Source organism: Thalassobacterium sedimentorum (assembly GCF_031127905.1).
GTDB classification, from domain to species: domain Bacteria; phylum Verrucomicrobiota; class Verrucomicrobiia; order Opitutales; family Coraliomargaritaceae; genus Thalassobacterium; species Thalassobacterium sedimentorum.
This window is the reverse complement of record NZ_JARXIC010000006.1, coordinates 1-23628: the sequence shown is the minus strand read 5'-3', so window position 1 is coordinate 23628 and position 23628 is coordinate 1. Positions and strand designations below refer to the sequence as shown.

Genomic DNA, 23628 nt, shown 5'->3' with positions numbered 1-23628 from the left:
TTGAATGCAGTTTAGTGTAAAACTCATGATCGCCCGCCTGCAATGGAATCGACTACTAACAAGCTTGCTTTGGCTACTAACTCTAGCAGGCAGTATGATAACTCAAGCGCAGGCAAATAACGACGTCTCGATACGAGTTGGCATACGCGACGCGGCCCCCTTCGCCTTTCAGTCGGACAACGGACAATGGCAAGGCATCGCAATCGAACTCTGGCAGAAAATGGCGGACTCCGCGGGGATTCAATACACGCTAGAGCCTTTAAGTTTGTCGGAATTACTTGATGCATTGACTAAGGGAGAGGTTGACCTTGGTGTGGCGGCGCTAACTGTAAGTCAAGAGCGTGAAGCGAACTTTGACTTCACGAACCCCTTCATGCGTTCAGGACTCGCTATTGCTACTGAAGTGACCCCTGCTGGCTGGCTACAAACTGCACGTCGTTTCTTCTCACTGCCGTTTTTATCGGCCGCGGGTGCATTGATTGGTGTGCTATTTGCCTTTGGACTACTCATTTGGTGGTTCGAGCACCGCCACAATGATGAGTTTGGAGGCACCACAGCAGAAGGGATTGGCTCTGGATTCTGGTGGTCAGCAGTCACAATGACGACGGTTGGTTATGGGGACAAGTCACCGAAAACGCTAGGCGGCCGTATTGTCGGATTAATCTGGATGTTTGCGGCGATCATTATTATTTCGGGATTTACGGCCGCGATCGCATCTTCATTGACTGTTAGCAGCTTACAAACTCGAATTCAAAGTTTGGATGATTTGCACGGAGCAAAAGTAGCTGTATTAAGAGACTCGAGTGCAGCTGTATTTTTAAACAACGAAGGTATCAGGTTCCGTCATTTTGAGACCCTTAGTAGTGCTGTCACTGCTTTAGCAAAAGGAAACGTTGATGCGGTCGTACATGATGCTCCGATGCTTAAATATCAATTAAAACTGCAAGCGAATGAAACGCTACAAGTCTTGCCGAATAGAATCGAAGATCAGTATTATGCTTTTGGGCTACGTAACGAGATGCCCTTACGTGAAACGCTGAATCGAGCACTGCTACAAGTGCTTTACAGTGACGAATGGGATTCTCTGATTCAAGGCTATCTAGAGTGATGATCCCTACCGCGGGAAAATAATGTAATCAAGTGAACTCTCGGTAGACTTGCTCAATCGAAATTCTGATACCACACGAGTGGTGGTAAGCGTTAAGACAAATCAACTTCAAGCGAAATAAATCATCGCTGACGACGGCAATGACTCATTTACCACACTTATAGTATTCGCGGTAGAGGCTATGGCTGAGCGCTTCTGCTTGGCCACGGCTCCTCAAGCGTGCAAAGCGGTAACGTGACACAAGGCTCATGACTAAACGAAAACGCGTGAACCACTCAGACGCGTTCCAACTGCGATGACAAACCTCACAGGGTTGATTCATAAATACAAAACCACTAGTCTCGCGCAAACGCCAACTGGACTCAACATCCTCCATCAATGGTTGTGCTGGCATGAGTTGATGGCGCAATGCGGTCATACGGTGAAAAAATTGCACTTGGTCACCAAATGCAGTGCGTGAGAACAATGCGCGTCCATCATTCAGCACTTCGATCGGCAATAACTCTGCATGGTTATCTGCAAAGCGTTGCCCTAAGGCCCCCCCACAAACCTCAGGGTCCACAGATACACTTCGATCTAAGCACTCTAATGCCTGAGGGGATAACAGTGCATCGGCGTGCAGAATACATACCCAAGAGCCAGAGGCAGCCGCGATTCCCGTAGCTATTTGTTGCCCGCGCCCCTGCTCGGATTCGATTACACTTACAGGAAGCGCATTCGCTTTCGCCAATGCTACAGTTCCATCGCTGGAACCAGCATCAACGCAAATGATCTCAATTGGCTGCAGGGTCTGCTGCGCCACACAACTCAATGCGCCTTCGAGTTTATCCACGATATTTAAAGTAGGAATAATTATCGAAATTGTCACGGATTCACCCAGTGTACGCCTGATAGGAAACATCACCCGCCCCCGCGTACTCCAGATTTCATAGATCAAGGCCAAAAAGAAGGGGGACCACAGTCCCCAGCGTTGCCAAACACTCAACCCCCAGATTTCGTTAGACCAAACCAGAAAATATAGCCCACTGGTCAGCGACAGAATAATCCATGGTAAACTAGGACGTAAACAGACGAAAGGTAAGACCCATCCAAGATACCAAAAATGAACAGTCGGCGAGAGCACGATCAATACGCCCAAAATCCAGCGAACATGGGCATCCAAAGTGCAACGCCCCCGCAGGCTCCAGCGCCAAAGACAGACGACTGCTAGCAAGCCAATCACCAGCGAGGAGCAAACGGCACGCGGTAGATTCAGCCCAAGCAGCATAATATCATATACCGGCCCGTTAAAGCTTCGCGTCCCTCCAAATCGAAATAGTCCCTCAAACAAAGCTGGCAACGATTCCCAAAAATATAAAGCCGGAAAGATCAGTGTCAGCAGCGCGATAAATAGATGCGGGCTACGTTGCCTCAGCGCTGTCCATATCGCGAAAACGCCGCCCTCTTTACTCTGCTCATTCCCCCATATCACAAATGGTAATAGTGGCAAGGATATCCACTTAACACCAGTGGCCATGGCGACCAAAAACGATGACAACTTTTCACGTCCGTCTGCGGCTGCCCAGACACCCCAAGCTAGGGCAGCCACCATCAACGCATCAAAGTGCCCTTCACCGGCATATGCGATCAATATAATTGGCGATAGTGCATAAAACCCAGAATACTGTAACGCGATTCCACGTAATTGTAACAAGCGCAGCACGGCTGCCAATGTCAGTAAGTCCGCGAAAACAAACAACAGCTTAAACGCTAGCGAATGGTAAGCTACTTGTGCGACTACAGCAAAGCTCAATTCCGACAACGGCGGATAGGCGGTGGGCTGGTCTTTGTGATTCATCAGCGCCCACTGGGCATCACGATATGCACGTACAGATTCCGAGTCTGCAGTTTGCGCATATGGGCTCATACCTTCGTTCACGAGTTGCCCCTCCCATAAATAGCGACTGACATCATCTGAAGGTGCCGCAGGCAGTAGCAAAATACGTAGTGAAATCGCCGGCAACCAAATCGCTAACTGTAGCGTTCTGCCTTGTTTTAAGTGCGGGAACAGAAAAATGCTCAATACACCCGCGGCTCCGATGACTACAAAACATAGTGCACGCGGCGCACCAGCCGCATCAAATTCAGACGTCACGATCGTATAGCCCCAAGCAGCTGCGCCTGCAATTATAAGGCTGAGCAACCAGGCTGCACTACGGGCATGCATGCCGCCTAGACTCGTGCTTCGGCGAGGCCCTTTGAACCGATAACGCCAAATCCAAGTGTATACACCGCAACAAATGGCATCAAGCCATACAGCCCCAAGTAAGCCAGCACGCCAATGGTAATGGCACAATAAGCAGCAAAGATCATTTCAATGCGCGGCATCCAATCACGCTTGACCAAGTAGTCCTTCAGGCTCTTCTCACCAGACTTGGGCGTGCGCACGAAGGTACTATCATTCCCAAACATTCCAGCTAATACAGCTTTGCCATTGGATAAACAAATGCCAAATCCTACCAGTAAGAGGAATGGTAGAAAGGCAATGCGTCGTTTCCACGTATCTGGATGCTCACTATATTGGCAAACAATATAGCCCAAGCTGGGACCAATCGCCGCAGGAATCAACAAACTGATAAAAAGCACGGAACGATAGAACCAGACCCCACCCTCACCTAGACTAAGTATCAAGGGCAAGACCAGCACCGCAATCAAAGCCATCTGTAGATTCAATCCATAACGTGTCAGATGTACCGTCGCTTGTAATTTTTTAAAAAAAGGCATGGGCGCACGCCAGACCGTTGGCAACAGTTTGCGGGCAGTTTGCAGCGTCCCCTTTGCCCAACGATATTGTTGACTCTTAAATGCGCTATATGTGGGCGGTAATTCTGCGGGCACAAGTAGCGTGGGCAAATAATGAAAACGCCAGCCGCGCATCTGTGCACGATAAGAAAGATCCAAATCCTCGGTTACGGTGTCATGCTGCCAGCCCCCGGAATCGTTGATTGCCGCACGACGCCATACACCTGCAGTGCCACAGAAATTCATAAACAGTCCATTACGATTGCGTGCGGTCTGCTCAATCACGAAGTGCCCGTCAATCCCCATAGCTTGCACACGTGTCAGCCAGGATTGATCCTGATTCACGTGATCCCAGCGCGCCTGCACTAGGCCACACTTTTCGTCGGCCCACAAATGAGCAAGTGTGCGACGTAGAAAATCAGCTGGAGGGATAAAATCACTGTCAAAGATCGCAATATACTCGCCATGACTGACTGCCATCCCTGCCTCGAGTGCGCCAGCCTTATAACCGGTGCGATCCTGACGACGAAAGACTTCGACCCAGTGCCCCTGTTCACGCAAGTCAGCAGCCACCTGATCAACCAAAGCACAGGTTTCATCATCAGAATCATCTAACACTTGAATCTCATGGCAGGCAAGTGGATAGTCCATCGCTGCCACTGCACGAATCACACGTTCGGCGACATTAACCTCATTATAGAGCGGAATCTGTGTCGTCACGACAGGTAGGTCCTCGCGTCCTTGAAAATGATCGGAGAACTGTGCCTCGGTGCTGATATCGCTCTCCAAATTCGCCTGTCGCTTACGCAGGTAAAGATAGAGAACTAAGTAAGTATTGATTCCATAAAAAAGCAGTAGAACGCTACAGGATGTGTATAAGATAAAAACAAGGAGACTCAGAAGGTTCATATAAATAAAATGAAGTATGCGAACGTATCGTCGCGAAGCTATACTAGAATGTTTCTCCGCGCTTGCGAGCGTTCGATAAGAACTGATCGACTGGCGTCAAGTCTTGTAACTCTTGCATGCGAATGGGTGAAGCAGACAACTTGTCTAGGACCACTCCTCCCGAGCGACTCAAGCGACCAAAACTCAATACACCAGTTGGGCAGGACTGCACACAAGCGGAGCAACGCACACACTCCGGGTCTTCCATCGGTAGTCCCTTATTCGCAAAGTTCATAATGTCAATCCCCTGATGACAAACCGAGGTGCACACGTTACAGGAAATACATTTCTTTTTTTCCGCAAAAATACGAAACTGCGAAAAACGCGCGTAGATGTGCATCAGCGCGGCCAATGGGCAGGCAAAACGGCACCACACCCGCCCAGATAGATGAAAGTAAAGCCCATAACCAATCGCCCCCGCCAACCAGAGGTCAATTAAGACTTTATAACTCAACAGCTCATTCTTATCAATGAATCCAGCGATTGCGGTGTCAAAACCTTCCCACGGAGTCATCCAGCCAATAATGCGCAAAATGAGTAAAACGAAGGCGAGCGCTAATATCCACTGACCGATCATATTGAGCCGATTCCACTTTGGACCATGTGGCATTTTGTGGCGGTGTTGGTCACCTAATGTCTCAGCCATCGCACCACAGGAGCAAATCCAACCACAGTAAGCCCCCTTACCCCAGCGCCAAACGATTAACGGAACGATCACGAAGCTTTGAACAAAACCAAAAATGATCCACCCCCAGATCGGCGCTTCAGTAAATATATTATAAATGAATAATGGCCATGCCAGAATGAAGCCGAAAGAGCGCCAAAACTGGTTGGGATCCCCACCTTGACCATCTGATAAAAAAGTCATCCCAAACCACTCACCGAGACCGCCATGAGTGAATACACCATGCTGATATAAATAAGGAAACAGCAAATACGGCAGTATAAATAAAGGTATAACTTGTATGGCCATCAAGGTTAGCGTCTGAAGCTTAACGTAAGGCGTCTTCCGACGTCGCATACGCCGCAGGCCAAATACTACAATCACAGTGGTGTATATCAGTGCAAAGGTGAAACCGGGATCATTGCGGGCGGCATTGAGAAAAGTATGGAGTAGACCTCCTTCCCCGCCAAGGATTGGAATATTGAAAGGAAACCACTGCTTGCTTGCGAAAATCTGCCACAGATTAGTGCCTGGAATGCCAAGGAAAGTTTTATATGCCTTAAGGTGATACAAAAACGCCATCAGTAGCATGAACGCAATCAAACCAAGCCAGACCTTTGGCGTCCAATCCCCCGTCACCGGAATACTCGACTTACGAAAGAAATCCAGTGGCGGCTCACGACCAATCAAGGTAAACACGTAGTCATTCTCAATCTTACAATCCTCACTGTCTTCACGGCATAGTACGACATGATCCTCATTAATCTCCTGCAGTTGAGATTCCATCAGCAATTTCAATCGCGCCTGATCTGCGAGTTCCTTAATGCGTTCAACATTATCAGGTTTCGCACGTGAGAATTCTTTTTTACGATAGCTTAAAGTAACTACAGCATCAGCTTCTGCCAAAGCTATCGCTGCTTCCAATGCAGAATCCCCGCCACCAACAACCATAACTCGTTGCTTGGCATACTCGCCTGCATCAAGCAGGCGGTTTGAAACTTTATCCAACGACTCACCAGGTACATTGAGTTTACGGTAGTTGCCTGTGCGACCGATTGCCACGATTACACGCTGAGCACGCACCTGCTGTCCCTGAGCCAGCTTCACTTGTAGTACACCTCCCTCACGCTCGATATGATCGACTCTGGCGCGGGTCGTTTGGATCGCATGTGCTTTTTTCTGCGCATCAAGCTCCAGTAACAAATCTTCCTTCACCTTCGATTCGAAACGCAATTCCCCCGCAGGCGTCATCTCGCTGGGATAGGTGTAGATTGGCTTCTTACGAGGGAAATTTTTTATCGTCGAAAAGCTCTCATCAGCCTCGAATAGCACATAATTCAGACCTGCTTTTTTAGCTTCGATTGCGGCAGAAAGACCTGACACACCTGCCCCAACGATCACTAAATCGTAAATCTTGGCATCACTGCCTGCACCTGGCTTAAAATCAGAGTCTTTCAACAGATCCAGAACAGCCTTGGCCCCAGTATCCGCTGAAAATTTGAGTAGCGGTACGCCAGTGAGATCTCCAACGACCCGAACTCCCTTTAAGCGCGTCGAGCCATCTTCACTTACATTTGGCCCTTTTTCAACACCCCCAGCAGGCCACCGCGTATGAAGCCAATTTGTATAACGTGAGATTATGTTTTGCATACGGTCTACTGAGATTGATTAAGTGACCAGTCATAGTCGATCCAAATCACCGTATGCTCGATCGGCAATGGCTCCGAACGGTAACGATTCAGAAATAAAGCTGGATTCGTCACTGCGAAATCAGAAGCGTACCATTTAAATAGCTCCGAATATGCTGTGCGCTGCTTACTCACATTCACACGAGCCGCATGATCGCTGGCAGCAAATAAACGTGTTTGCGCCTCCAGCTGTTGATCCAATTGTTTCGCCCGATAGGGTTCTGCACGCAAGGGCGGGCAACTGACGCTGGCACAGTTGACCGCAAAGTGAATGCGAGGATCAGGGAAATCCTTCAACAAAATGCCCTTTTCTATATTATCCAGACTCAGGCTACGATCCATTAATTGAATATAATTTTTCTTAAAAATACTGAATGGTATTAGACCAATGTCCTTTACAGACTTGATGGGATAGCGTTCCAGCACGGCTTGTAGCATCCCTGCGTTATACAAATTGATATAAAATGCTTTCTGTTCATCTGCAGACAGCTCCGCAACTGAAATTTGAGCCCACTCGGCGAGCACCGCATTCAGCGCCGCAACATCAGCATGCTGCCCCGCCCATACATCATAACTCACACCGTCTGCTTGCACATATTTGTGAAGAAGCTCCGCATAACTGGTATAATCCACCTTGGCATCGGAAAAATGCATCGCTGCCAAGAAGACACAAACAAGTGAGAAAAATTTCATGATGGATGAGGGCCTGAACGATGACTAAGTACTAGTTGAGCGGTAATTCGCGGGCATCTACTGGAACAGAAAAGTCTGCTGCTTGTTTGGAGGTATAGCGGATATTCGAAACCGTCCCGACACCCTTCGGCGTGTCTCCAACCACAGTGTGCCGCTTGGCATTCCAATACCAGAACTCGTAACGAGTCGCAATAACCGGCCCATCCGCATCGACATAATCATAATACTTCAAAATGGACGGTGTTTCATTCGCAGTGTCCACATCTTTACCAAAAGTGACGATGTAAGCCATCGCATCCACCAGCTTGGTTTTAGGATTCAAATAGAAGCGATACCAATCATCCGGGGTATCCCCCATTTCATCGCCAAAGGTTTGAAAGATTGTGTCATATGCCTGACCATCCACTTCAGCCTGATTGAGATCACTCAAGTGGATGCCATCACCTTGCATTTTAAAAGGTGCCATTATGAACCATGGCCATGTCAACACATGAAAGCGACCTTTAGGCGCGCTTGCGTCGCCCGGCGTCACCCACGCGGTCTCACCATCAAATATAATCGAAGTGCCATCTTTACGGTCGTAACGTGCACGCGGCCCATGGGCTTCAAAGCTGAAGGTGCCATCAACAATGGTATGACCACCGAATATAATTTCGACATCAGCTACGACCACTTCCTTTCCCCACCAAGCCTGTAGGCCATGCGCTTCTTGTGTCGCATCCACTGCGACCAGAAGCTCGGGTGGCATCGTCGTTTGTGCTGAAACTGCTTGCGTCAATGCCACCAACACCAACGTTGTGCTGAAAGAAATGGTACGTATAATTTTTAATATCATAGCGATAGGATCGTCTAATACGGACTTTATTCCTGCAAATTGCTATTTAACGTGCATGAGGTAATCACTTGCAAAAAAATCAGATGCGACGTACTATATGAGGGTCGCACAGTCTATTCCCCTCAACCCCAGGCACCCGATGGAACCACACCCCAGTTACCAAGAATGTCGCAGCTACGTAGCCGCTCACTTACATCATCAGCCACAAAAGCCTATAGGTAATACCCTAGCTCCAACCAGTCTGACTATTTCCCGTCAAACGGGTGCACGAGGACGAACAATCGGTATAAAACTCAAGGATAAGCTACGTTCTTTAACACCTACCTCCCCCATCCCGTGGACACTTTTTGACGAAGACTTGGTTCAGCAGGTCTTAACAGAACACCAACTTCCCATTGATCTAGAGCAATTCATGCCGGATGATGGTACCAGTGAGATTACCGCCTCAATTAACGAACTATTGGGACGGCATCCTTCACTATGGACGCTATTCGAGAAGACCGCGGCAACAATCAGCCGTCTCGCTCGTATCGGACACTGCATTATAGTTGGCCGCGGTGGCAATGAAATCACTCAAGGGTTTTCCAATGTGATACGCGTGCGGCTAATTGGCTCGATGGAACAGAGGCTGCATCAAATGACTGCCGTGCACGGCATGTCTAATACCGGCGCAATAAAATTCATTAAAGAGGAGGATACCGCACGGAGACGTTATATAAAGCAGCACTTCGGTGCTGATATTGACGCGTCAAATCGTTATGATTTAGTGATTAATACGGACAAGCTCTCTGATGAAACAATTGTCAATCTACTTGCAACTGCGATCCAGCAGCATTCCAAGACAGTCTGACAGATCTCAGCACGCTTGCTGAAGCATAGCGAAAAGCGCTCTTAATCCTCGATCAACCAGAGTAATTCGTAGGGAGCTAGATCAAGTGTATCATGCGTGGAGACCATGCGTTCACTTAAGGTGTCTTTGAAAAAATGCGCCAATCCTTCGCAACGTAAATTACGCATATTTACAGTCTGCTCGGAATCTGCAAAGTTAGCAATGACTACCAATAGATGCCCCTCATCCCATCGTAGATAGCTCAGCACATGTTCATTTTCTGTATTTAATAAACGCATCTGACTACCATTGAATGCAGCGCAGCGCTTTCGCACATCAAAGAGTACCTGCATTTCGCGGAAAATACGTGCTCGTGGCGAATGTTGCTGCTTTAGCTCATTAAGGAGTGACCAATCCATTTTAGGTCGATGTACCCAACGACTGTCATCTTTTTTCTCTTTATCACCTAAATACTGATAATCATTTAGAATACCCCACTCTTCTCCAAGGAATATGAGCGGAATACCGCCGATGCTAGAGAGTACACCATAAAGCATACGAATACGCCGTAGAGCCATATCAATCAAAAGTGCATCCTGGCTCGCCAAGGCTTGTTCCAGCCCAGCCAGCGAGGCCATCGTACCAGAAACCCGCATGTCCCCAGTATCCGTATTATGTTGAAATGGCACCCCCGCTGCAAATGTACCTTTAAATGTGCCGGTATAAAAACTGTTCAAAAAATCCCGATGATCATCGGGCTTAATACCCACGGCCCATGCATCCCCATTATCAAACGACCAACCGATATCGTCATGACTACGTAAATAATTCACCCATACGGTCCCCGGCCAAAGTGACTGGCGATGGTTCACGGATTGTTTCAACAACTTAGTTTCACGCGTGGCTATCGCCTCCCAGAGCAGCGCCATCAAGGTGGGGTTATAAGAGATCTGACATTCATTGGTACTGATGTATTTGACGACTTCGTCAGGATGAACAATTGCTTCCGATTTAAAAGCTAATCCAGGCGCAGCAATACGACATACAGTATTAAAAGCTTGAATCAACAAATGCGCTTCAGGCAGATTCTCACAGTTTGTGCCCATTTGCTTCCAAATAAAAGCGACCGCATCCAAACGTAAAATCTCAACACCAGTGTTCGCGAGAAACAACATTTCCTCAACCATAGCACGAAACACCTCAGGGTTGGCATACTTCAAATCCCATTGAAAGCTATTAAATGTGGTCCATACCCAGCGTTGCATTCCTTCGTGCCATGTGAAATTTCCACGGCGAATCGTAGGAAAGATCTCACGCAAATTATGCTCGTATTGATCTGGAATACTGCGATCTGGATAGATATGATAATAATCCATGAACTCACGATCTCCCTCCTGGGCACGTATCGCCCAATCGTGATCATCAGCAGTGTGGTTAAATACGAAATCGATCACTAAGGAAATACCAACAGCACGAAAGTCATGCGCCAGCGCACGCAATTCATCCATAGTGCCCAATTCAGGATTCACACTACGGTAATCACTAATCGCATAACCTCCGTCACTATTTCCTTCACGATCCTTAAACAGCGGCATTAAATGAACGTAGGTAAGCCCGAGATCTTTCAAATATGAAATCTTGTCGCGTAACTGATTCAGATCATCACTAAATAGATCTACATAGAGAGAGCCCCCAACCATACGTTCCGATAAATACCAGTTCGGGTCGTTTTCGCGACGCAGATCTAACTGACGAAGGTCTTCTGGACGCCGCAACCATGAATCGACCGCAGTTAAGAGTATGCGCTCAATATAGTAAAAGAAGTCGTAATGCTGTCCATATAGGCGGTACAGCAGACCGAATAAATGAGCCCAGTGCTCATCCAGGCGAGCCTCTATCGTTTCCAACAACTGAGCAACTTCACATGGGGCATCCGCTTCAACCTCAATCTTACTTATAATTTTAGGACGAATACGGCGTAAAGTGCGACTGGCTTCGTAAACTAAATCCAAATCAAGCATCCTCGTTTGCGGTCAACTTCTCATTCGGAATCGTGATCTGATCCAGAAAATTATAATAATTAATACCCTCGATAATACCGGCTGCGTGATTTTGTTCTGCGAAGTAAACTCGTGGGTATTTACGCAATTTCTCGAGTTCTTGACTATAATTACCAACAACGACGCCGAGCGTACTACCTGCTAACATTTCTTCATCATTTCCCGAATCACCCGCCACTAAAATATGCTCTAATGGGAAGCCCCACTTGTAAGCCATGTGGCGAATACTAATACCACTGCCAGCACGACAAGGAATAATATCCAGGTACATTCCCAGTGAAACGATACACTTCGTGCGAATCCCATGCTCTCGTAGGATGCGCCGAATTGCTGCAGGACGTGGAGCCACGGCAAAATCAACTTTATAACTAATCTTAAATTGAGACTGCTCATTGTCATCCTGCAAATACAGCCCTTCGACCTCTTCGAGCACATCACGGATTTTTTCAGGTTCCCAGCGAAAATCGATATGCTTACGCCATGATGTGTCTAAAGTATAATTTTTACCGTAGTATATTTCGGTGCCCACGGAGGTGATCAACACTTCAGGATTGGGGATGTCATATTCAGCCATTAATTGCATGACGTCTTCATACCGTCGCCCAGTCGCAATACCAAACCCAACATGCTCTTCCGTTTCACTGATTAAACGGAAGAAATCCAACATTGCATCGTCATGGCCAGTTAACGTGTTGTCGATGTCGGCAATAATTAATCGATCGATTTGTGGCAGTCGACGTGTCGTTCGACCACGGGCAATTGGTGGCGGCACGTCCGATTCTCTTAGCACTTCATGCACATCACGCAAGTAGCGCTCGACATGACGCTTCCATGAATAGTGCTTATTCACATTCTCAATCCCATCGCGCGACCACTGATCCCATTGCTCAGGTTCCAGCAACGCATGTACAAGTGCCTTTTCGATTGCCTTCGAATCAAATGGATCCACCAACACGCCATTCTTACAGTTCGCAACGATGTCGGTCGGTCCACCATCGTTTGTAGCAACAATGGGCGCCCCACTTGCTGCCGCTTCTAATAATGTGAGTCCAAAAGGCTCTGTCATAGCAGCATTCACGAAGATGCCTCGTGACTTGGTGATTTCCCGATATAGCGTCGCCACATCATCTGCCTGATGATACTTGGGATAAGCCACACGTCCATACAGATTATAAACATCGATCAGAGTCAGTATTTGGGTTAACACGGCACGTTGGCCCGCAGGCATTTGACGCATATCGTCACGTGTGCCCATAATCAAAACAAGATTTGCCTCACGTTGCAATTGTGGTGATTCACCGTAGGTTTTAACCAGCATAGCCAGGTTCTTACGTTCGTCTGGTCGTGCCATCGCAACAATCATCGGTTTTTCTGGATCGTGTAAAAAAGCATTCACATCTTTGGTTAATTGTGACATTTCGTCACCTGCCTCGGGAGGACGAAAAGAGCTCAAATCCACCCCAGGTGGAATAACTTCCATACGTTCAGGTATGTAGTTCTCATACTGTTCATACTGCTCTTTGACCTCTTGATGAGTGCTAGTACAAATCAGAGAACATGTCTCTAGCGCGAACTCTTCTGCCTCAATACGACGGGAAATCGCATAATTGGCCTCTATTTTATCCGGCTTAAGCCCCGCCTCCTCCAAACGTGCTTTTTTAACACGTCCAAGCGAATGCCCAGTGAAAATAAAAGGCACACCGATAAGACGAGCCAATTGCCCGCCCCCATAACCAGCATCTGCATAGTGCCCATGAATAACATCTGGAACTGTACGAGTACGTTGAAAGTGACTCAAACACTGGTCAACAAACACTTCCATATAGGGCCACAATTTAGACTTGCTTAAATAACGCTTCGGCCCAAATGGGATGCGCACTATATATGCTTTGTCCGCAATCTGCTCTTCGAGTTTAGCGTAATCATCCGACACCTTCTCATCGATGATTTGACGTGTGATCAGGTCAACCCGATCGACATCTTCTCGCTCGGATAAAGCGCGTGCAAGTTCCAAAACATAACGAGTCTGTCCACCCGTATCTTCATCACGCCCAAGTTCTAATTCTGTGCCTCGAATCAAGCCATGTAGGCTAATGAGTGCAATACGTAGTCCTTTTTTATTCGCCATAGTAGATTATTGATAAAACAATGTTTCGTTATTATAAGCATCGTGCATATCGCAAATCTTAGCCACAGCGTGGTGTGCATTGTGCACGATATACGATATAATGACGCTTAATACGATGTTATGCAGATGGTATGCCGAAACCAAGCACCCTGGGTTGGTGCCCTGCGGGTAACTGCTAGCCACAGAACCAATCGTCCACGAGGGATACAACGTGAACTTAATGTTGTTTTCAGTTCCTGCTAGTGATTCGCGTAATAACATGTATATTCAGCAGCTTTGTAATACTAAGAGCGAAGTCACTCGCGAGCCTGATCAAAGCCTAAATTATTTAATACCACATCATGAATGTTTTCAACCCTCAACCTGAAGTGACGCCAAGTGTCTTAGCCACAGACTTGGACGGGACGCTAATTCCCCTGCCGGATTCGGAGACGCATCACATTGATTTGAAGTATATCGCTGAATGCTTTGCAGATTCGAAAGTTCAACTCGTCTATGCCACTGGCCGACATTATGAATCGGTCGTTGAAGCAATGCGCACCTATAATTTACCCACTCCTGAATGGATTATCTGTGATGTAGGGAGTAGCATTTATCAACGTACTGATAACACATTTAGAGTATTTGAAACGTACGAGTCACACTTGTTAAAAAACTCAGATGGTCTGGACCGTCAGATCATTGAAGAAGCGCTGGGGGCAATCGAAGGACTCATCCCTCAAGCGAGCGAGCATCAACGCCGTTTTAAAATCAGTTACCAATCCAGCGCGCAGGCTCTGGAAGCTTTGGTTGAGCAGGTCACACAAAAACTATTGGCGGCACAGTTGCCCTACGACTGCATGGGAAGCCTTGATCCTTTTTTGAATTGCGGGCTCATTGATGTCATGCCGACCGGTGTGTCCAAGGCCTACGCCTTATTATGGCTAAGCACACATGCTGATTTTACGCCAGATCAAGTCGTCTATGCTGGCGACTCCGGAAATGATTATGCCGCGTTGATCAGCGGCTTCCGTGCGATCATCGTAGCAAATGGAAGTCAAGGCCTGGTCAAGAAAGTGAGTACACATTTATCTCAACGCAACCTGAGTGATCGACTATATGTTGCGCATGCGAGCGCGACCAGTGGAGTGCTGGAAGGCTGTCGTCACTATGGTCTACTTTAAGCCGCCCAACTAAACCAGCAGTTAGCGCAGTTGCCCTTATTATCAGGGGCAACTGCGTACAGTAATTATTGCACAGCGATGTCCTTAATGATCTGTTCAAATGCCCGAATCGCATTGTCCATCAACCACAGGCTAAAGCTCTCATCGGGTGCATGTAAATTATCCACAGGAGTGAACAGGCCTATCATGAGCGCATCAAGTCCAGCGCGCTTTTTGAAATCAGCGATCACAGGAATACTTCCGCCTTCACGCAAATAAATCGGTGGCTTCCCAAATTGATTTGCGATAGCCGCATCTGCAGCCTTGAATGCGCGTGCCAAGGCTGGCGATTGCTGTGCTGGTGTGTTAGGACGTTCAGGCGGTACCACGTAGTAAGCCTCGGCAATTCCACCATCTCGAAAAGAAACTCGCACCCCCTCCGGACAACGTTCCTGTATCGTGGCAATCAACTGTGCCTGTAATTTAACCGGGTCTTGATTCGCCACCAAACGACAAGTAATTTTTGCGAACGCTTCGCTGGGAATGACTGTTTTGGACCCCTCCCCCTGATAACCGCCACCGATGCCATTGAACTCTAGCGTCGGGCCAAAACGAACCGCTTCAAGCGGGCCCAGCCCATTTGCGGGATAAAATGCAGGGACATCCAGCATCTTGCGGTAGCTTTCAACAGTTTCGGGATAACGTTTCAACTCCTCGCGTTCCCAATCAAATACTGGAACCACATCATCATAAAATCCCGGCACATTCACACTACCATCCGTATTATGTAATGAAGCACAGATTTCCATCAGCGCCTGAAGTGGATTATATACGGCCCCCCCGTGTATTCCCGAGTGCAAATCACCTTTGGGCCCACGTACTTTAATTTCAAAATCTACTAACCCACGCAAGGCTGTGGTAATCACAATCTGTTCGGTGTTAGGACTTCCCGTATCAGACACCAACATAAAGTCCGCTTGCGACAGACGCTCAGCATATTGATCAAAGAATTTAGGCATACTGGGGCTACCAATTTCTTCTTCACCTTCGATTACATAAGTAATGTTTAACGGCAGGTCTGGGTTGGCTTTTAAAACACGTGAAAGCGCGGCCATGTGGACAATTGTGGGGCCCTTATTGTCGGCGGCCCCTCGACCATATAGGCGCCCGTCACGTTCAGTAGGCTCAAAAGGTTCGTCTGTCCACAGGGCAAATGGATCTGCAGGCTGAACGTCGTAATGTCCATAAATCACTACATGCGGCCAATCTGGGGAACCAATACGATCAGCCAGCAATATGGGATGCAGCTCCGTTTCAACGACTTCGACTGTGAAGCCAAGTTCTGTTAACAAGCGCGACGCATACTCACGGGCTCCGGCCATGCCTTCTGCGTAAGCAGGATCGGTCGATACCGATGCGAAACGAATGTAATCTTTTAAAACCTCTACTGGATTATGCATATGATTTAACGTGTTTTATAAATTTCGTAGGCCTTGGGCATAAACTCATTGAGTTGCCGAATGCGTGTACTACCCGATGGATGGGTTGAAAGGAATTCCGGAGTTGAACCGCTTTTCTGAGCTTCCATCCGCTCCCAAAATCCAATTGCTGCGCGCGGATCGTAACCTGCTTTGGCCGCATATATCAGACCAATTTCATCGGCTTCACTTTCATGATAGCGACTATAAGGCAATATGACGCCGAGCGTGGCACCCGCCCCATAAGCTGCCATAATCATTGTTTGATCCTCACTATCCATGTCCTTTGTGCCTAATTGTAGCGCCAGAGCGCCTCCTGCAGCTAATAGCTGTTGCGACACACGCTCATTACCATGACCAGCGGCAACGTGCGCAACTTCATGCCCCATAACTACCGCAAGGTCAGCATCCGTCTTTGCCACCTTAAAAATCCCAGTGTACACTGCGACCTTCCCTCCTGGCATAGCGAACGCGTTGATTTGGTCCGGATCATCAAACACAACAAATTCCCATTGCGCATTCGGCATGTCTGGAGCGGCTACATACGCGATACGCTCACCCACGCGATTCACCATAGCCGTGTAAGTAGGATCTCGTGAAATGGGGGTTTCTTGTTTGAGCTGTCCAAATTGTGTCGATGCCATCGATGCCAATTGATCAGAAGGAACTAAATGCAAAGCAGAACGTCCAGTTTGAGGCACTGTATGGCACCCAACTCCCCAAAGCAACATAGCTATAAGAAGTGGCAAAATATAGAACTTCGAGTACATGGCACGATTTTGCGCAGCTTCGCGTGACAAAGCAACTTTGTTTGCGTTTTTCTGAATGATTAACTGACGTGTATTTGAACTGTAGGCCGTGTTCTTGCACACATACCGAGCAGATAAGTCAGTTTGATAATGCGTATTCATATCGATACGTACTAAGGGAAAATAAAGTTTCCCTTGTGTAATACTTACTTTCCGAGTAATGCTACGCAGCCTTCATGGCTAAGAAAGAATATTTAGGACGTTACACCCGCTTGCTCCCCGTGATTGGGATGCTCTTCATCGGGTCCATTCCCAATATAATCGGTGCGCAAACCAAGGCTGAACTCGCCCAACGCGTCTCTCAGCTGGAACAAGATCTCGCAGCTGCACGTCAAGCGCTGAATGCGGCCACTCAGCGCGAGCAAAGTGCATTGGACCGAGCCCATCAGGCAGAAGAACAACTATCAGCCACTAATACTAAGCTCGCTCCAGCAAACATACAAATTGGCAATCTAACGGTTGGCGGCGCAATTCGCGCTAATTACATAATTGGCGACTACGATAATCCCAGCCCCGATCGCCCGAGCCGCGGCGGTGACGGAGGCAATTTTGAGTTAGACACCTTCAGAATCAATTTAGACTACATTTCCGGTCCCTATAGCGCGAAAGTAGAATACCGCTTTTATAACACTTATAACTTCCTTCACACTGCTTGGATTGGCTACACTTTAGAAGACGAAAGCCGATTACAGTTGGGCGTCAATCGTGTACCATTTGGGCCAGGAGCTTACGGAGTTTCACAGAGTTGGTTATTTGATCAGCATTATTACGTCGGACTATCCGACGACATGGACCTCGGCATTAAATACACTTTTCAACCAGACAACTGGACTTTCGACCTCGCTTACTATATCTCTGATGAGGGGCAATGGCGCGGTGCCAGTCAGGACAGTGCTCGTTATTCTTATGATGTCGTCAATGAATCAGGTGACGGTTATCAAGAGAATCACCAGCTAAACTTACGAGCCATTTATCATACGCAACTTGGCAATGTTGATACAGCACTCGGCGGCTCGATGCAATACGGGCATTTGGCCAGCCAAGGTAATCAATCTGACGGGGCACATTACGCTGGCTCGCTGCACGCAGTCCTCAAGTGGAACGATTGGACACTCGCGCCTCAACTGACTTACTATCATTACGATGTGGACGCCCACCGCGTTCAGTCGGGCGTCATTAGTGAGGAATTAATCGATTTAGGCGCTTACGATTTTGCGTGGCCCGTCGCTGCGGAAGCATGGATTCCAGCGATCTCATTGAGTCGCTACTACGAAACACCAAGGATTGCTTGGCTCGATTCAATCACGCCCTACCTGGAATACAGCAGTATTATCAAAACAGCGCAGGGGCATAACGACAGCGAACTCTTCATCCTAGGAGCAGCCTGGGCCCACGGAGGGTGGTACATTTATACCGATCTCGCATTTTCCAATGGTAACTACTTCGTCGGTGGCGACAGTTTCACTACCTTTGGAGAGAATGCGGACGACACCTGGCAATCACGCTTCAACCTGAATTTCGGTTATTATTTTTAACTATGCATAAGCACACGACACCTAAACCTAACAGAGAGCTGACGCTGGCTGAGAAGCTGAAGAAAGCAGAAAAAATCGCTCGCGAGAAAGCGATTAAAGAACGCAGTAAGTTTAAGGGCCTGCAGATCCGCCCCACTCCAGGACTGTTCGACGAGTCAGAAAAACAAGAACCAGGCGAAAATAATTGGAGTGGTTTCGGCTTCGACATTCATCCCCATGTCACAGTTACCTCAGTCATTATATTAACGCTGTTTATCGTCATCACATTGATGTTTAAGGACCAAGCCGCAGCGATATCTACGGATGTATTGGCATGGATCTCCAGCAGTTTTGGTTGGTTTTTTATTCTAGCAGCTAACATTTTCATCGGCTGTGCTGTGTATTTTGCATTCAGCCGATTTGGAAAAATACGCATTGGCGGAGCCAAAGCCTTACCTGAATTTTCAACCCCTGCCTGGTATGCCATGCTGCTAAGCGCAGGAATGGGGATTGGCTTAATGTTTTGGAGTGTCGGAGAGCCCATGTTTCACTTTGCCTCTCCCTCACCAATGTTCAATGGTGTGGAAGGACACACGCCAGAGGCTGCACAAGCTGCGATGGGCCTGACCTATTTCCACTGGGGACTGCACCCTTGGGCGATCTATTCTATCGTTGGCCTTGGCTTGGCCTTCTTTGCGTACAATCGTGGACTGCCTCTGACGATTCGGTCGATTTTCTACCCGATTTTAGGAAACCGCATCTACGGCCGTTGGGGAGACTTCATCGACGTGCTCTCTGTTCTCGCGACTTTGATGGGGCTGGCCACATCCTTAGGTCTGGGAGTCTCTCAAATTAATGCCGGCCTGAACTATCTATTTGGATTTAGTGTGTCCACACAAATGCAAGTGACTTTAATCGCCATCATCACAGCGGTCGCAACGCTGTCGGTCATGTCCGGCCTGGACGGTGGTGTGAAGCGCTTAAGTGAATTAAACATGGGCTTAGCAGGACTCTTACTATTGTTTGTATTGGTTGCCGGCCCCACCATTTATATACTCAGTGGCTTCACTCAAAACCTCGGCTTCTATATCGAGAATTTCGCCCAACTGAGCCTCTGGACAGAAACTTTTCGTGACAGTAATTGGCAGGGAAGCTGGACAGTATTCTACTGGGCTTGGTGGATCTCCTGGTCCCCATTTGTTGGCATGTTTATTGCCCGCATCTCGAAAGGACGCACCGTGCGTGAATTTATACTGGGTGTTATGGTTGTCCCAACATTACTTTCTTTTCTATGGATGTCTGTATTTGGCGGTTCCGCCCTCTGGATGGAAGCCAGTGGGTTGGCGAAAATTTCAGAAGCCGTAAATGCGGACGTCGCTACAGCGATGTTTGCAATGTTTGAAAACCTTCCTATCAGTAGCGTACTGTCCTTTGTTGGTATCATACTGGTCTCGGTATTCTTTATTACCTCATCTGACTCAGGCTCCCTGGTTGTCGATCACCTCACCTCCGGAGGAAAACTCGACTCTCCAGTGCCACAGCGCGTTTTCTGGGCAGTAATGGAAGGTGTCGTCGCCGCAGTGCTCCTATTGGGAGGTGGCTTACATACTCTACAAACAGCATCCATTGTGACAGGCCTTCCATTCACCGTCGTGCTACTGCTGATCTGTTACTCGCTCTACCTGGGACTTTCGCAAGAAGCACACATGGAAAATGCAGTTAAAAATAAACTGCGCGACGTACATGCAGATCATAAATTAGATGAAGCGATCAGTTCAGCCCATGAAGAATTACTAGAAAAAACAAAGGCTGAGCTTGCGAATGAGTGACAACAAACACTGAAATATCCTTTCGCTGAGATGCCTAAGCGAATGTAGAGAAATGTAATTTCAAACTCCACTCCCTCAAAGCGCCAAAGCGCATACACAGAATAAGAGTTAAACTCTTCGTCTGCACTTCATTCCATGACCTCACTGGATGTCGTTTACATATCATAATTACGATATCGTTTACGATGCGCTGCAGCCGTGCGGTCATAGTATTTTTTGAAGGCTCGGCAAAAGCTCTCGGAATTGACATAACCAACATCCAATGCAATCGCTTTGATAGGCCGGTCGGAACTCACCAATAAATGAGCTGCTGCACGCATTCGCGCACGTATCAGGTATTGATGAGGTGTCTGATCTAAATGCAAACGAAAGAGCGAGTGCAGGTGTGAGGCGCTTAAACCCACATGCTCGGCCACGTCTTCCACGGAAATCGCTTCAGATAAGTTATGTTCGAAATAAGACATAACCGCCTTCAAGCGCGGTGGAATCTCATCTTGAGCTTGTTCCAGTCTAGAAGCTTCTAAGCGAAAACGAAGTTGATTCAAAATAAAATCTCCAATGATACCACGGTCCAAGATCTGGTGATGATACGCAGACAACATTTCATCTGAAAATTTAAGCACTGCATTCATATCGTTCCATAGAAAGCGACGTGGCCATTCCACCAATGCTTGTAAATCAGTATAAGCGAAACGTATGGTCAAACAGCTGTAACGAGTCTGACCGGGGCTACGGGTCACCGTACAATCCCCGGGTTTGTGTACGAAAATCGAGCCGATTCCATGCAACTGCGCAGGCTTTTCGAAACCATAGACCTCCCCGGCAGTAATGATTTCAAAAAACAGGTCATCTTCACCAATACGAGCTGGCTCGGCGGCACCCCCGACCGGACTCGTATAATAGCCCACCGAGCGTAAACTTGAAATGAGTTTTGACGCTATTATCATAGAAATTGTCAATATACAAAAGAATGATGTTCAATTAGTATGCTTATAACGATTCAAATACACAGAAATCGTCAATACTCTAAATAATACACAATGACTATATTACCGCAAATTACCGTTCAACTCTACAGTGTGCGCGAGCATGCATCCAATGATTATGAAGCGACGCTTCGGTCCATCGCAGCGATGGGATTTGGCTGCGTCGAACCAGCAGGCTACCCAAGCTACACCGCAGAAAAGGCAGCGAAATTATTCTCCGAATTAGGATTGAGTGCGCCTACAGCTCATATCGCTTTACCCGTTGGTGACAAAAAAAACGAAATCATCGAACAAGCACTCATGATGGGCCACAAATATCTAATCACAGGCTGCCCACCAAATTTTAAAGAAAACTTCAGCTCGATCGACACTATCAAAGCGACTGCGGAGCTCTACTGCCAAGCCGCAGAAAATGCTGCTGCACATGGATTACAGGTTGGCTATCATAATCATGATTGGGACCTGATCGACGTAGATGGCAAACCTGGCTATCAAGTATTCCTAGACAATACCCCTGAAACGATCCTCTGGGAAGCCGACCTCTTCTGGGTCGCCCGAGCCGGACGCTCTCCTGTTGAATTTTTAAAAGAAATCGGTGTACGTGGTAAAGCGCTACACTTCAAAGACGGCAACACACATACCAACGATACCTTCACTGAAGCTGAAACAGAAGATGGTAAGATCATGGTTAGCGACGCAATTCCGTTCCTACCCGCTGGCACTGGCCAAGTTGACCTCATCGCAGCATCAAAAGTAGCCACGTATGCCGAGTACATCGCTGTCGAACTTGACAGCTATAACGGTGATATGATGGAAGCCATTCAGACTAGTTACACTTACCTCACAAGCCAAGGTATCGCACAAGGCAAACGTTAACTTCCAATACATTTATAATATGAATACTCCCAATAAAACAGTCGGTGTCGGTATCATCGGGTGCGGCAATATCTCCGATGCCTACTTTAATGGTGCCAACACTTTTGAAATTCTAAACATTATAGCCTGTGCTGACATTAATATATCTGCAGCAGAAAAGAAAGCAGAGGCACATGGTTGCGTTGCGCAATCTGTGGACGAATTATTAGCTAACCCTGAAATCGATCTGGTAATTAACCTAACGATCCCAGCCGTGCACGCTGAAATCAGTATTGCGGCACTGAATGCCGGAAAACACGTTCATTGCGAAAAACCACTCGCAGTCAGTCTGGAAGACGGTAAAGCAGTGCTGGATCTAGCGGCAGAGAGAGGGCTACTGGTTGGCTGTGCCCCCGATACTTTCCTAGGCGCCGGTCTGCAAACATCCCGAAAACTCATCGATGATCAGTGGATCGGTAAAGTGATCGGTGGCACTGCCTTCATGATGGGGCGAGGCCCCGAGTCCTGGCACCCCAACCCAGCCTTCTTTTATCAAATCGGTGCAGGCCCACTCTTCGATATGGGCCCCTATTACATAACTGCACTCGTACACCTACTGGGACCGATCAAAAGCGTGCGTGCAGCAACTTCAAAAGCCTTCGAAGTTCGCACGGCTACCAGCATAGAAGCCTTTGGACAAGAGCTGCAAGTGAACGTCCCGACCCATTACGTAGGCATCCTAGAATTTCATAGCGGCCCCACTCTCACGATGACGATTTCTTTCGACGTGCATAAACACGGGCACAGTCCGATCGAAATCTATGGAACTCAAGGCTCACTCAAAGTGCCCGATCCCAATACCTTTGATGGTCCAGTTGAACTATGGACCCCCACGACCAAAGAATGGCGCTCACAGGCGCTGAGTCATCCGTATGCTACGAACATGCGTAGTATAGGCGCGGCCGACATCGCTTACAGCATTTTAAGCAACGGTCAACGCACACCACGCAGTAGCGGTGCCCTCGCCTACCATGCTCTTGAAGTAATGCATGCCTTCGAGAAGGCTTCCAGTTCCGAACAAACCATTGTTATTGAGTCTAAACCACAACAGCCCACCGCACTACCTCTGGGCTTAATTTCAGGCCGCCTCGATCCCTAGACCTGTAACTGGAATTTCAAATATAAACGTCCCGTCATCATTATAATGTGACGGGGCGTTCTTTTTGCTGCATAGATTGCTTAGAAAATATAGTTTGTCTTCTCACCACCCAACTTGATTAG

Annotated in this window: 18 protein-coding genes; 7 read left to right on the top strand and 11 right to left on the bottom strand. The window is 47.7% G+C overall.

All coding sequences use genetic code 11. The features are described from left to right. The first annotated feature begins 4 nt into the window (after positions 1 to 4). Complete coding sequence (locus tag QEH59_RS04970) at positions 5 to 1108, top strand: transporter substrate-binding domain-containing protein (protein WP_308984252.1); 1104 nt, start codon at positions 5 to 7, stop codon at positions 1106 to 1108. A 145-nt stretch (positions 1109 to 1253) separates the two neighbouring features. Here QEH59_RS04970 and QEH59_RS04965 read toward each other — a convergent pair whose 3' ends face one another. From QEH59_RS04965 to QEH59_RS04945, 5 genes are read right to left on the bottom strand one after another with little or no spacing between them, the layout of a single operon-like run. Then, positions 1254 to 3314: a glycosyltransferase gene (locus tag QEH59_RS04965; RefSeq protein WP_308984251.1), complete on the bottom strand. Its 2061-nt coding sequence runs from the start codon at positions 3312 to 3314 to the stop codon at positions 1254 to 1256. 5 nt (positions 3315 to 3319) lie between these two features. Next, positions 3320 to 4798: a glycosyltransferase gene (locus tag QEH59_RS04960; protein WP_308984250.1), complete on the bottom strand. Its 1479-nt coding sequence runs from the start codon at positions 4796 to 4798 to the stop codon at positions 3320 to 3322. A 43-nt stretch (positions 4799 to 4841) separates the two neighbouring features. Further along, entirely contained in the window at positions 4842 to 7151 is a 2310-nt protein-coding gene (locus tag QEH59_RS04955) for an NAD(P)-binding domain-containing protein (RefSeq protein WP_308984249.1), read from the bottom strand. Positions 7152 to 7156: 5 nt separating this feature from the next. Further along, positions 7157 to 7882 (bottom strand): DUF547 domain-containing protein, encoded by a 726-nt coding sequence (locus tag QEH59_RS04950; RefSeq protein WP_308984248.1) that lies wholly within the window; start codon positions 7880 to 7882, stop codon positions 7157 to 7159. A gap of 31 nt (positions 7883 to 7913) precedes the next feature. Next, complete coding sequence (locus tag QEH59_RS04945; protein WP_308984247.1) at positions 7914 to 8717, bottom strand: hypothetical protein; 804 nt, start codon at positions 8715 to 8717, stop codon at positions 7914 to 7916. A 139-nt stretch (positions 8718 to 8856) separates the two neighbouring features. Here QEH59_RS04945 and QEH59_RS04940 point away from each other — a divergent pair, with 139 nt between their 5' ends. Beyond that, positions 8857 to 9567 carry a cytidylate kinase-like family protein gene (locus QEH59_RS04940; protein ID WP_308984246.1) on the top strand — a complete coding sequence of 237 codons (711 nt, stop codon included), beginning with the start codon at positions 8857 to 8859 and terminating at the stop codon, positions 9565 to 9567. Between the two features lie 41 nt (positions 9568 to 9608). Here the strand turns inward: QEH59_RS04940 and QEH59_RS04935 are convergent, their stop codons facing one another. From QEH59_RS04935 to QEH59_RS04925, 3 genes are read right to left on the bottom strand one after another with little or no spacing between them, the layout of a single operon-like run. Next, complete coding sequence (locus QEH59_RS04935; protein ID WP_345785327.1) at positions 9609 to 11567, bottom strand: amylosucrase; 1959 nt, start codon at positions 11565 to 11567, stop codon at positions 9609 to 9611. After that, positions 11560 to 13734, bottom strand: coding sequence for an HAD-IIB family hydrolase (locus QEH59_RS04930; protein WP_308984244.1), 2175 nt, complete (start codon positions 13732 to 13734; stop codon positions 11560 to 11562). Before QEH59_RS04930 ends, QEH59_RS04935 begins: the two co-directional genes overlap by 8 nt. Positions 13735 to 13740: 6 nt before the next feature. Then, positions 13741 to 13995: a hypothetical protein gene (locus QEH59_RS04925; RefSeq protein WP_308984243.1), complete on the bottom strand. Its 255-nt coding sequence runs from the start codon at positions 13993 to 13995 to the stop codon at positions 13741 to 13743. A gap of 80 nt (positions 13996 to 14075) precedes the next feature. On the opposite strand from QEH59_RS04925, the gene QEH59_RS04920 reads away from it, so the two are divergent. After that, a complete protein-coding gene (locus tag QEH59_RS04920) occupies positions 14076 to 14897 on the top strand; it encodes an HAD-IIB family hydrolase (RefSeq protein ID WP_308984242.1) in 822 nt (273 codons plus the stop codon). 65 nt (positions 14898 to 14962) lie between these two features. On the opposite strand, the gene QEH59_RS04915 is transcribed toward QEH59_RS04920, so the two are convergent. Together QEH59_RS04915 and QEH59_RS04910 are read right to left on the bottom strand one after the other, a co-directional pair. Next, complete coding sequence (locus QEH59_RS04915; RefSeq protein ID WP_308984241.1) at positions 14963 to 16336, bottom strand: M20/M25/M40 family metallo-hydrolase; 1374 nt, start codon at positions 16334 to 16336, stop codon at positions 14963 to 14965. A 5-nt stretch (positions 16337 to 16341) separates the two neighbouring features. Further along, positions 16342 to 17265, bottom strand: a complete 924-nt coding sequence (locus QEH59_RS04910; protein WP_308984240.1) for a M48 family metallopeptidase — start codon at positions 17263 to 17265, stop codon at positions 16342 to 16344. A 74-nt stretch (positions 17266 to 17339) separates the two neighbouring features. On the opposite strand from QEH59_RS04910, the gene QEH59_RS04905 reads away from it, so the two are divergent. Together QEH59_RS04905 and QEH59_RS04900 are read left to right on the top strand one after the other, a co-directional pair. Further along, the gene (locus tag QEH59_RS04905; protein ID WP_308984239.1) at positions 17340 to 18698 is read left to right on the top strand and encodes a hypothetical protein; all 1359 of its coding nucleotides are present in this window, start codon (positions 17340 to 17342) and stop codon (positions 18696 to 18698) included. Positions 18699 to 18700: 2 nt separating this feature from the next. Further along, complete coding sequence (locus tag QEH59_RS04900) at positions 18701 to 20506, top strand: BCCT family transporter (RefSeq protein WP_308984238.1); 1806 nt, start codon at positions 18701 to 18703, stop codon at positions 20504 to 20506. Between the two features lie 155 nt (positions 20507 to 20661). On the opposite strand, the gene QEH59_RS04895 is transcribed toward QEH59_RS04900, so the two are convergent. Then, entirely contained in the window at positions 20662 to 21453 is a 792-nt protein-coding gene (locus QEH59_RS04895) for a helix-turn-helix domain-containing protein (protein ID WP_308984237.1), read from the bottom strand. 93 nt (positions 21454 to 21546) lie between these two features. Here QEH59_RS04895 and QEH59_RS04890 point away from each other — a divergent pair, with 93 nt between their 5' ends. Beyond that, on the top strand, positions 21547 to 22368 hold the full coding sequence (locus QEH59_RS04890) for a sugar phosphate isomerase/epimerase family protein (protein ID WP_308984236.1): 822 nt from the start codon (positions 21547 to 21549) through the stop codon (positions 22366 to 22368). A gap of 19 nt (positions 22369 to 22387) precedes the next feature. Further along, a complete protein-coding gene (locus tag QEH59_RS04885) occupies positions 22388 to 23506 on the top strand; it encodes a Gfo/Idh/MocA family protein (protein WP_308984235.1) in 1119 nt (372 codons plus the stop codon). Positions 23507 to 23628 lie beyond the last annotated feature (122 nt).

Excerpts from the sequence above, each read along its gene's own strand:
- QEH59_RS04925 (WP_308984243.1), bottom strand. The coding sequence starts at position 13,995 with ATGTTATTACGCGAATCACTAGCAGGAACTGAAAACAACATTAAGTTC.
- QEH59_RS04920 (WP_308984242.1), top strand. The coding sequence starts at position 14,076 with ATGAATGTTTTCAACCCTCAACCTGAAGTGACGCCAAGTGTCTTAGCC.
- QEH59_RS04940 (WP_308984246.1), top strand. The coding sequence starts at position 8,857 with ATGGAACCACACCCCAGTTACCAAGAATGTCGCAGCTACGTAGCCGCT.
- QEH59_RS04905 (WP_308984239.1), top strand. The coding sequence starts at position 17,340 with ATGGCTAAGAAAGAATATTTAGGACGTTACACCCGCTTGCTCCCCGTG.
- QEH59_RS04930 (WP_308984244.1), bottom strand. The coding sequence starts at position 13,734 with ATGGCGAATAAAAAAGGACTACGTATTGCACTCATTAGCCTACATGGC.
- QEH59_RS04970 (WP_308984252.1), top strand. The coding sequence starts at position 5 with ATGCAGTTTAGTGTAAAACTCATGATCGCCCGCCTGCAATGGAATCGA.
- QEH59_RS04945 (WP_308984247.1), bottom strand. The coding sequence starts at position 8,717 with ATGATATTAAAAATTATACGTACCATTTCTTTCAGCACAACGTTGGTG.
- QEH59_RS04960 (WP_308984250.1), bottom strand. The coding sequence starts at position 4,798 with ATGAACCTTCTGAGTCTCCTTGTTTTTATCTTATACACATCCTGTAGC.
- QEH59_RS04950 (WP_308984248.1), bottom strand. The coding sequence starts at position 7,882 with ATGAAATTTTTCTCACTTGTTTGTGTCTTCTTGGCAGCGATGCATTTT.
- QEH59_RS04900 (WP_308984238.1), top strand. The coding sequence starts at position 18,701 with ATGCATAAGCACACGACACCTAAACCTAACAGAGAGCTGACGCTGGCT.
- QEH59_RS04935 (WP_345785327.1), bottom strand. The coding sequence starts at position 11,567 with ATGCTTGATTTGGATTTAGTTTACGAAGCCAGTCGCACTTTACGCCGT.
- QEH59_RS04965 (WP_308984251.1), bottom strand. The coding sequence starts at position 3,314 with ATGCATGCCCGTAGTGCAGCCTGGTTGCTCAGCCTTATAATTGCAGGC.
- QEH59_RS04895 (WP_308984237.1), bottom strand. The coding sequence starts at position 21,453 with ATGATAATAGCGTCAAAACTCATTTCAAGTTTACGCTCGGTGGGCTAT.
- QEH59_RS04915 (WP_308984241.1), bottom strand. The coding sequence starts at position 16,336 with ATGCATAATCCAGTAGAGGTTTTAAAAGATTACATTCGTTTCGCATCG.
- QEH59_RS04890 (WP_308984236.1), top strand. The coding sequence starts at position 21,547 with ATGACTATATTACCGCAAATTACCGTTCAACTCTACAGTGTGCGCGAG.
- QEH59_RS04955 (WP_308984249.1), bottom strand. The coding sequence starts at position 7,151 with ATGCAAAACATAATCTCACGTTATACAAATTGGCTTCATACGCGGTGG.
- QEH59_RS04885 (WP_308984235.1), top strand. The coding sequence starts at position 22,388 with ATGAATACTCCCAATAAAACAGTCGGTGTCGGTATCATCGGGTGCGGC.
- QEH59_RS04910 (WP_308984240.1), bottom strand. The coding sequence starts at position 17,265 with ATGAATACGCATTATCAAACTGACTTATCTGCTCGGTATGTGTGCAAG.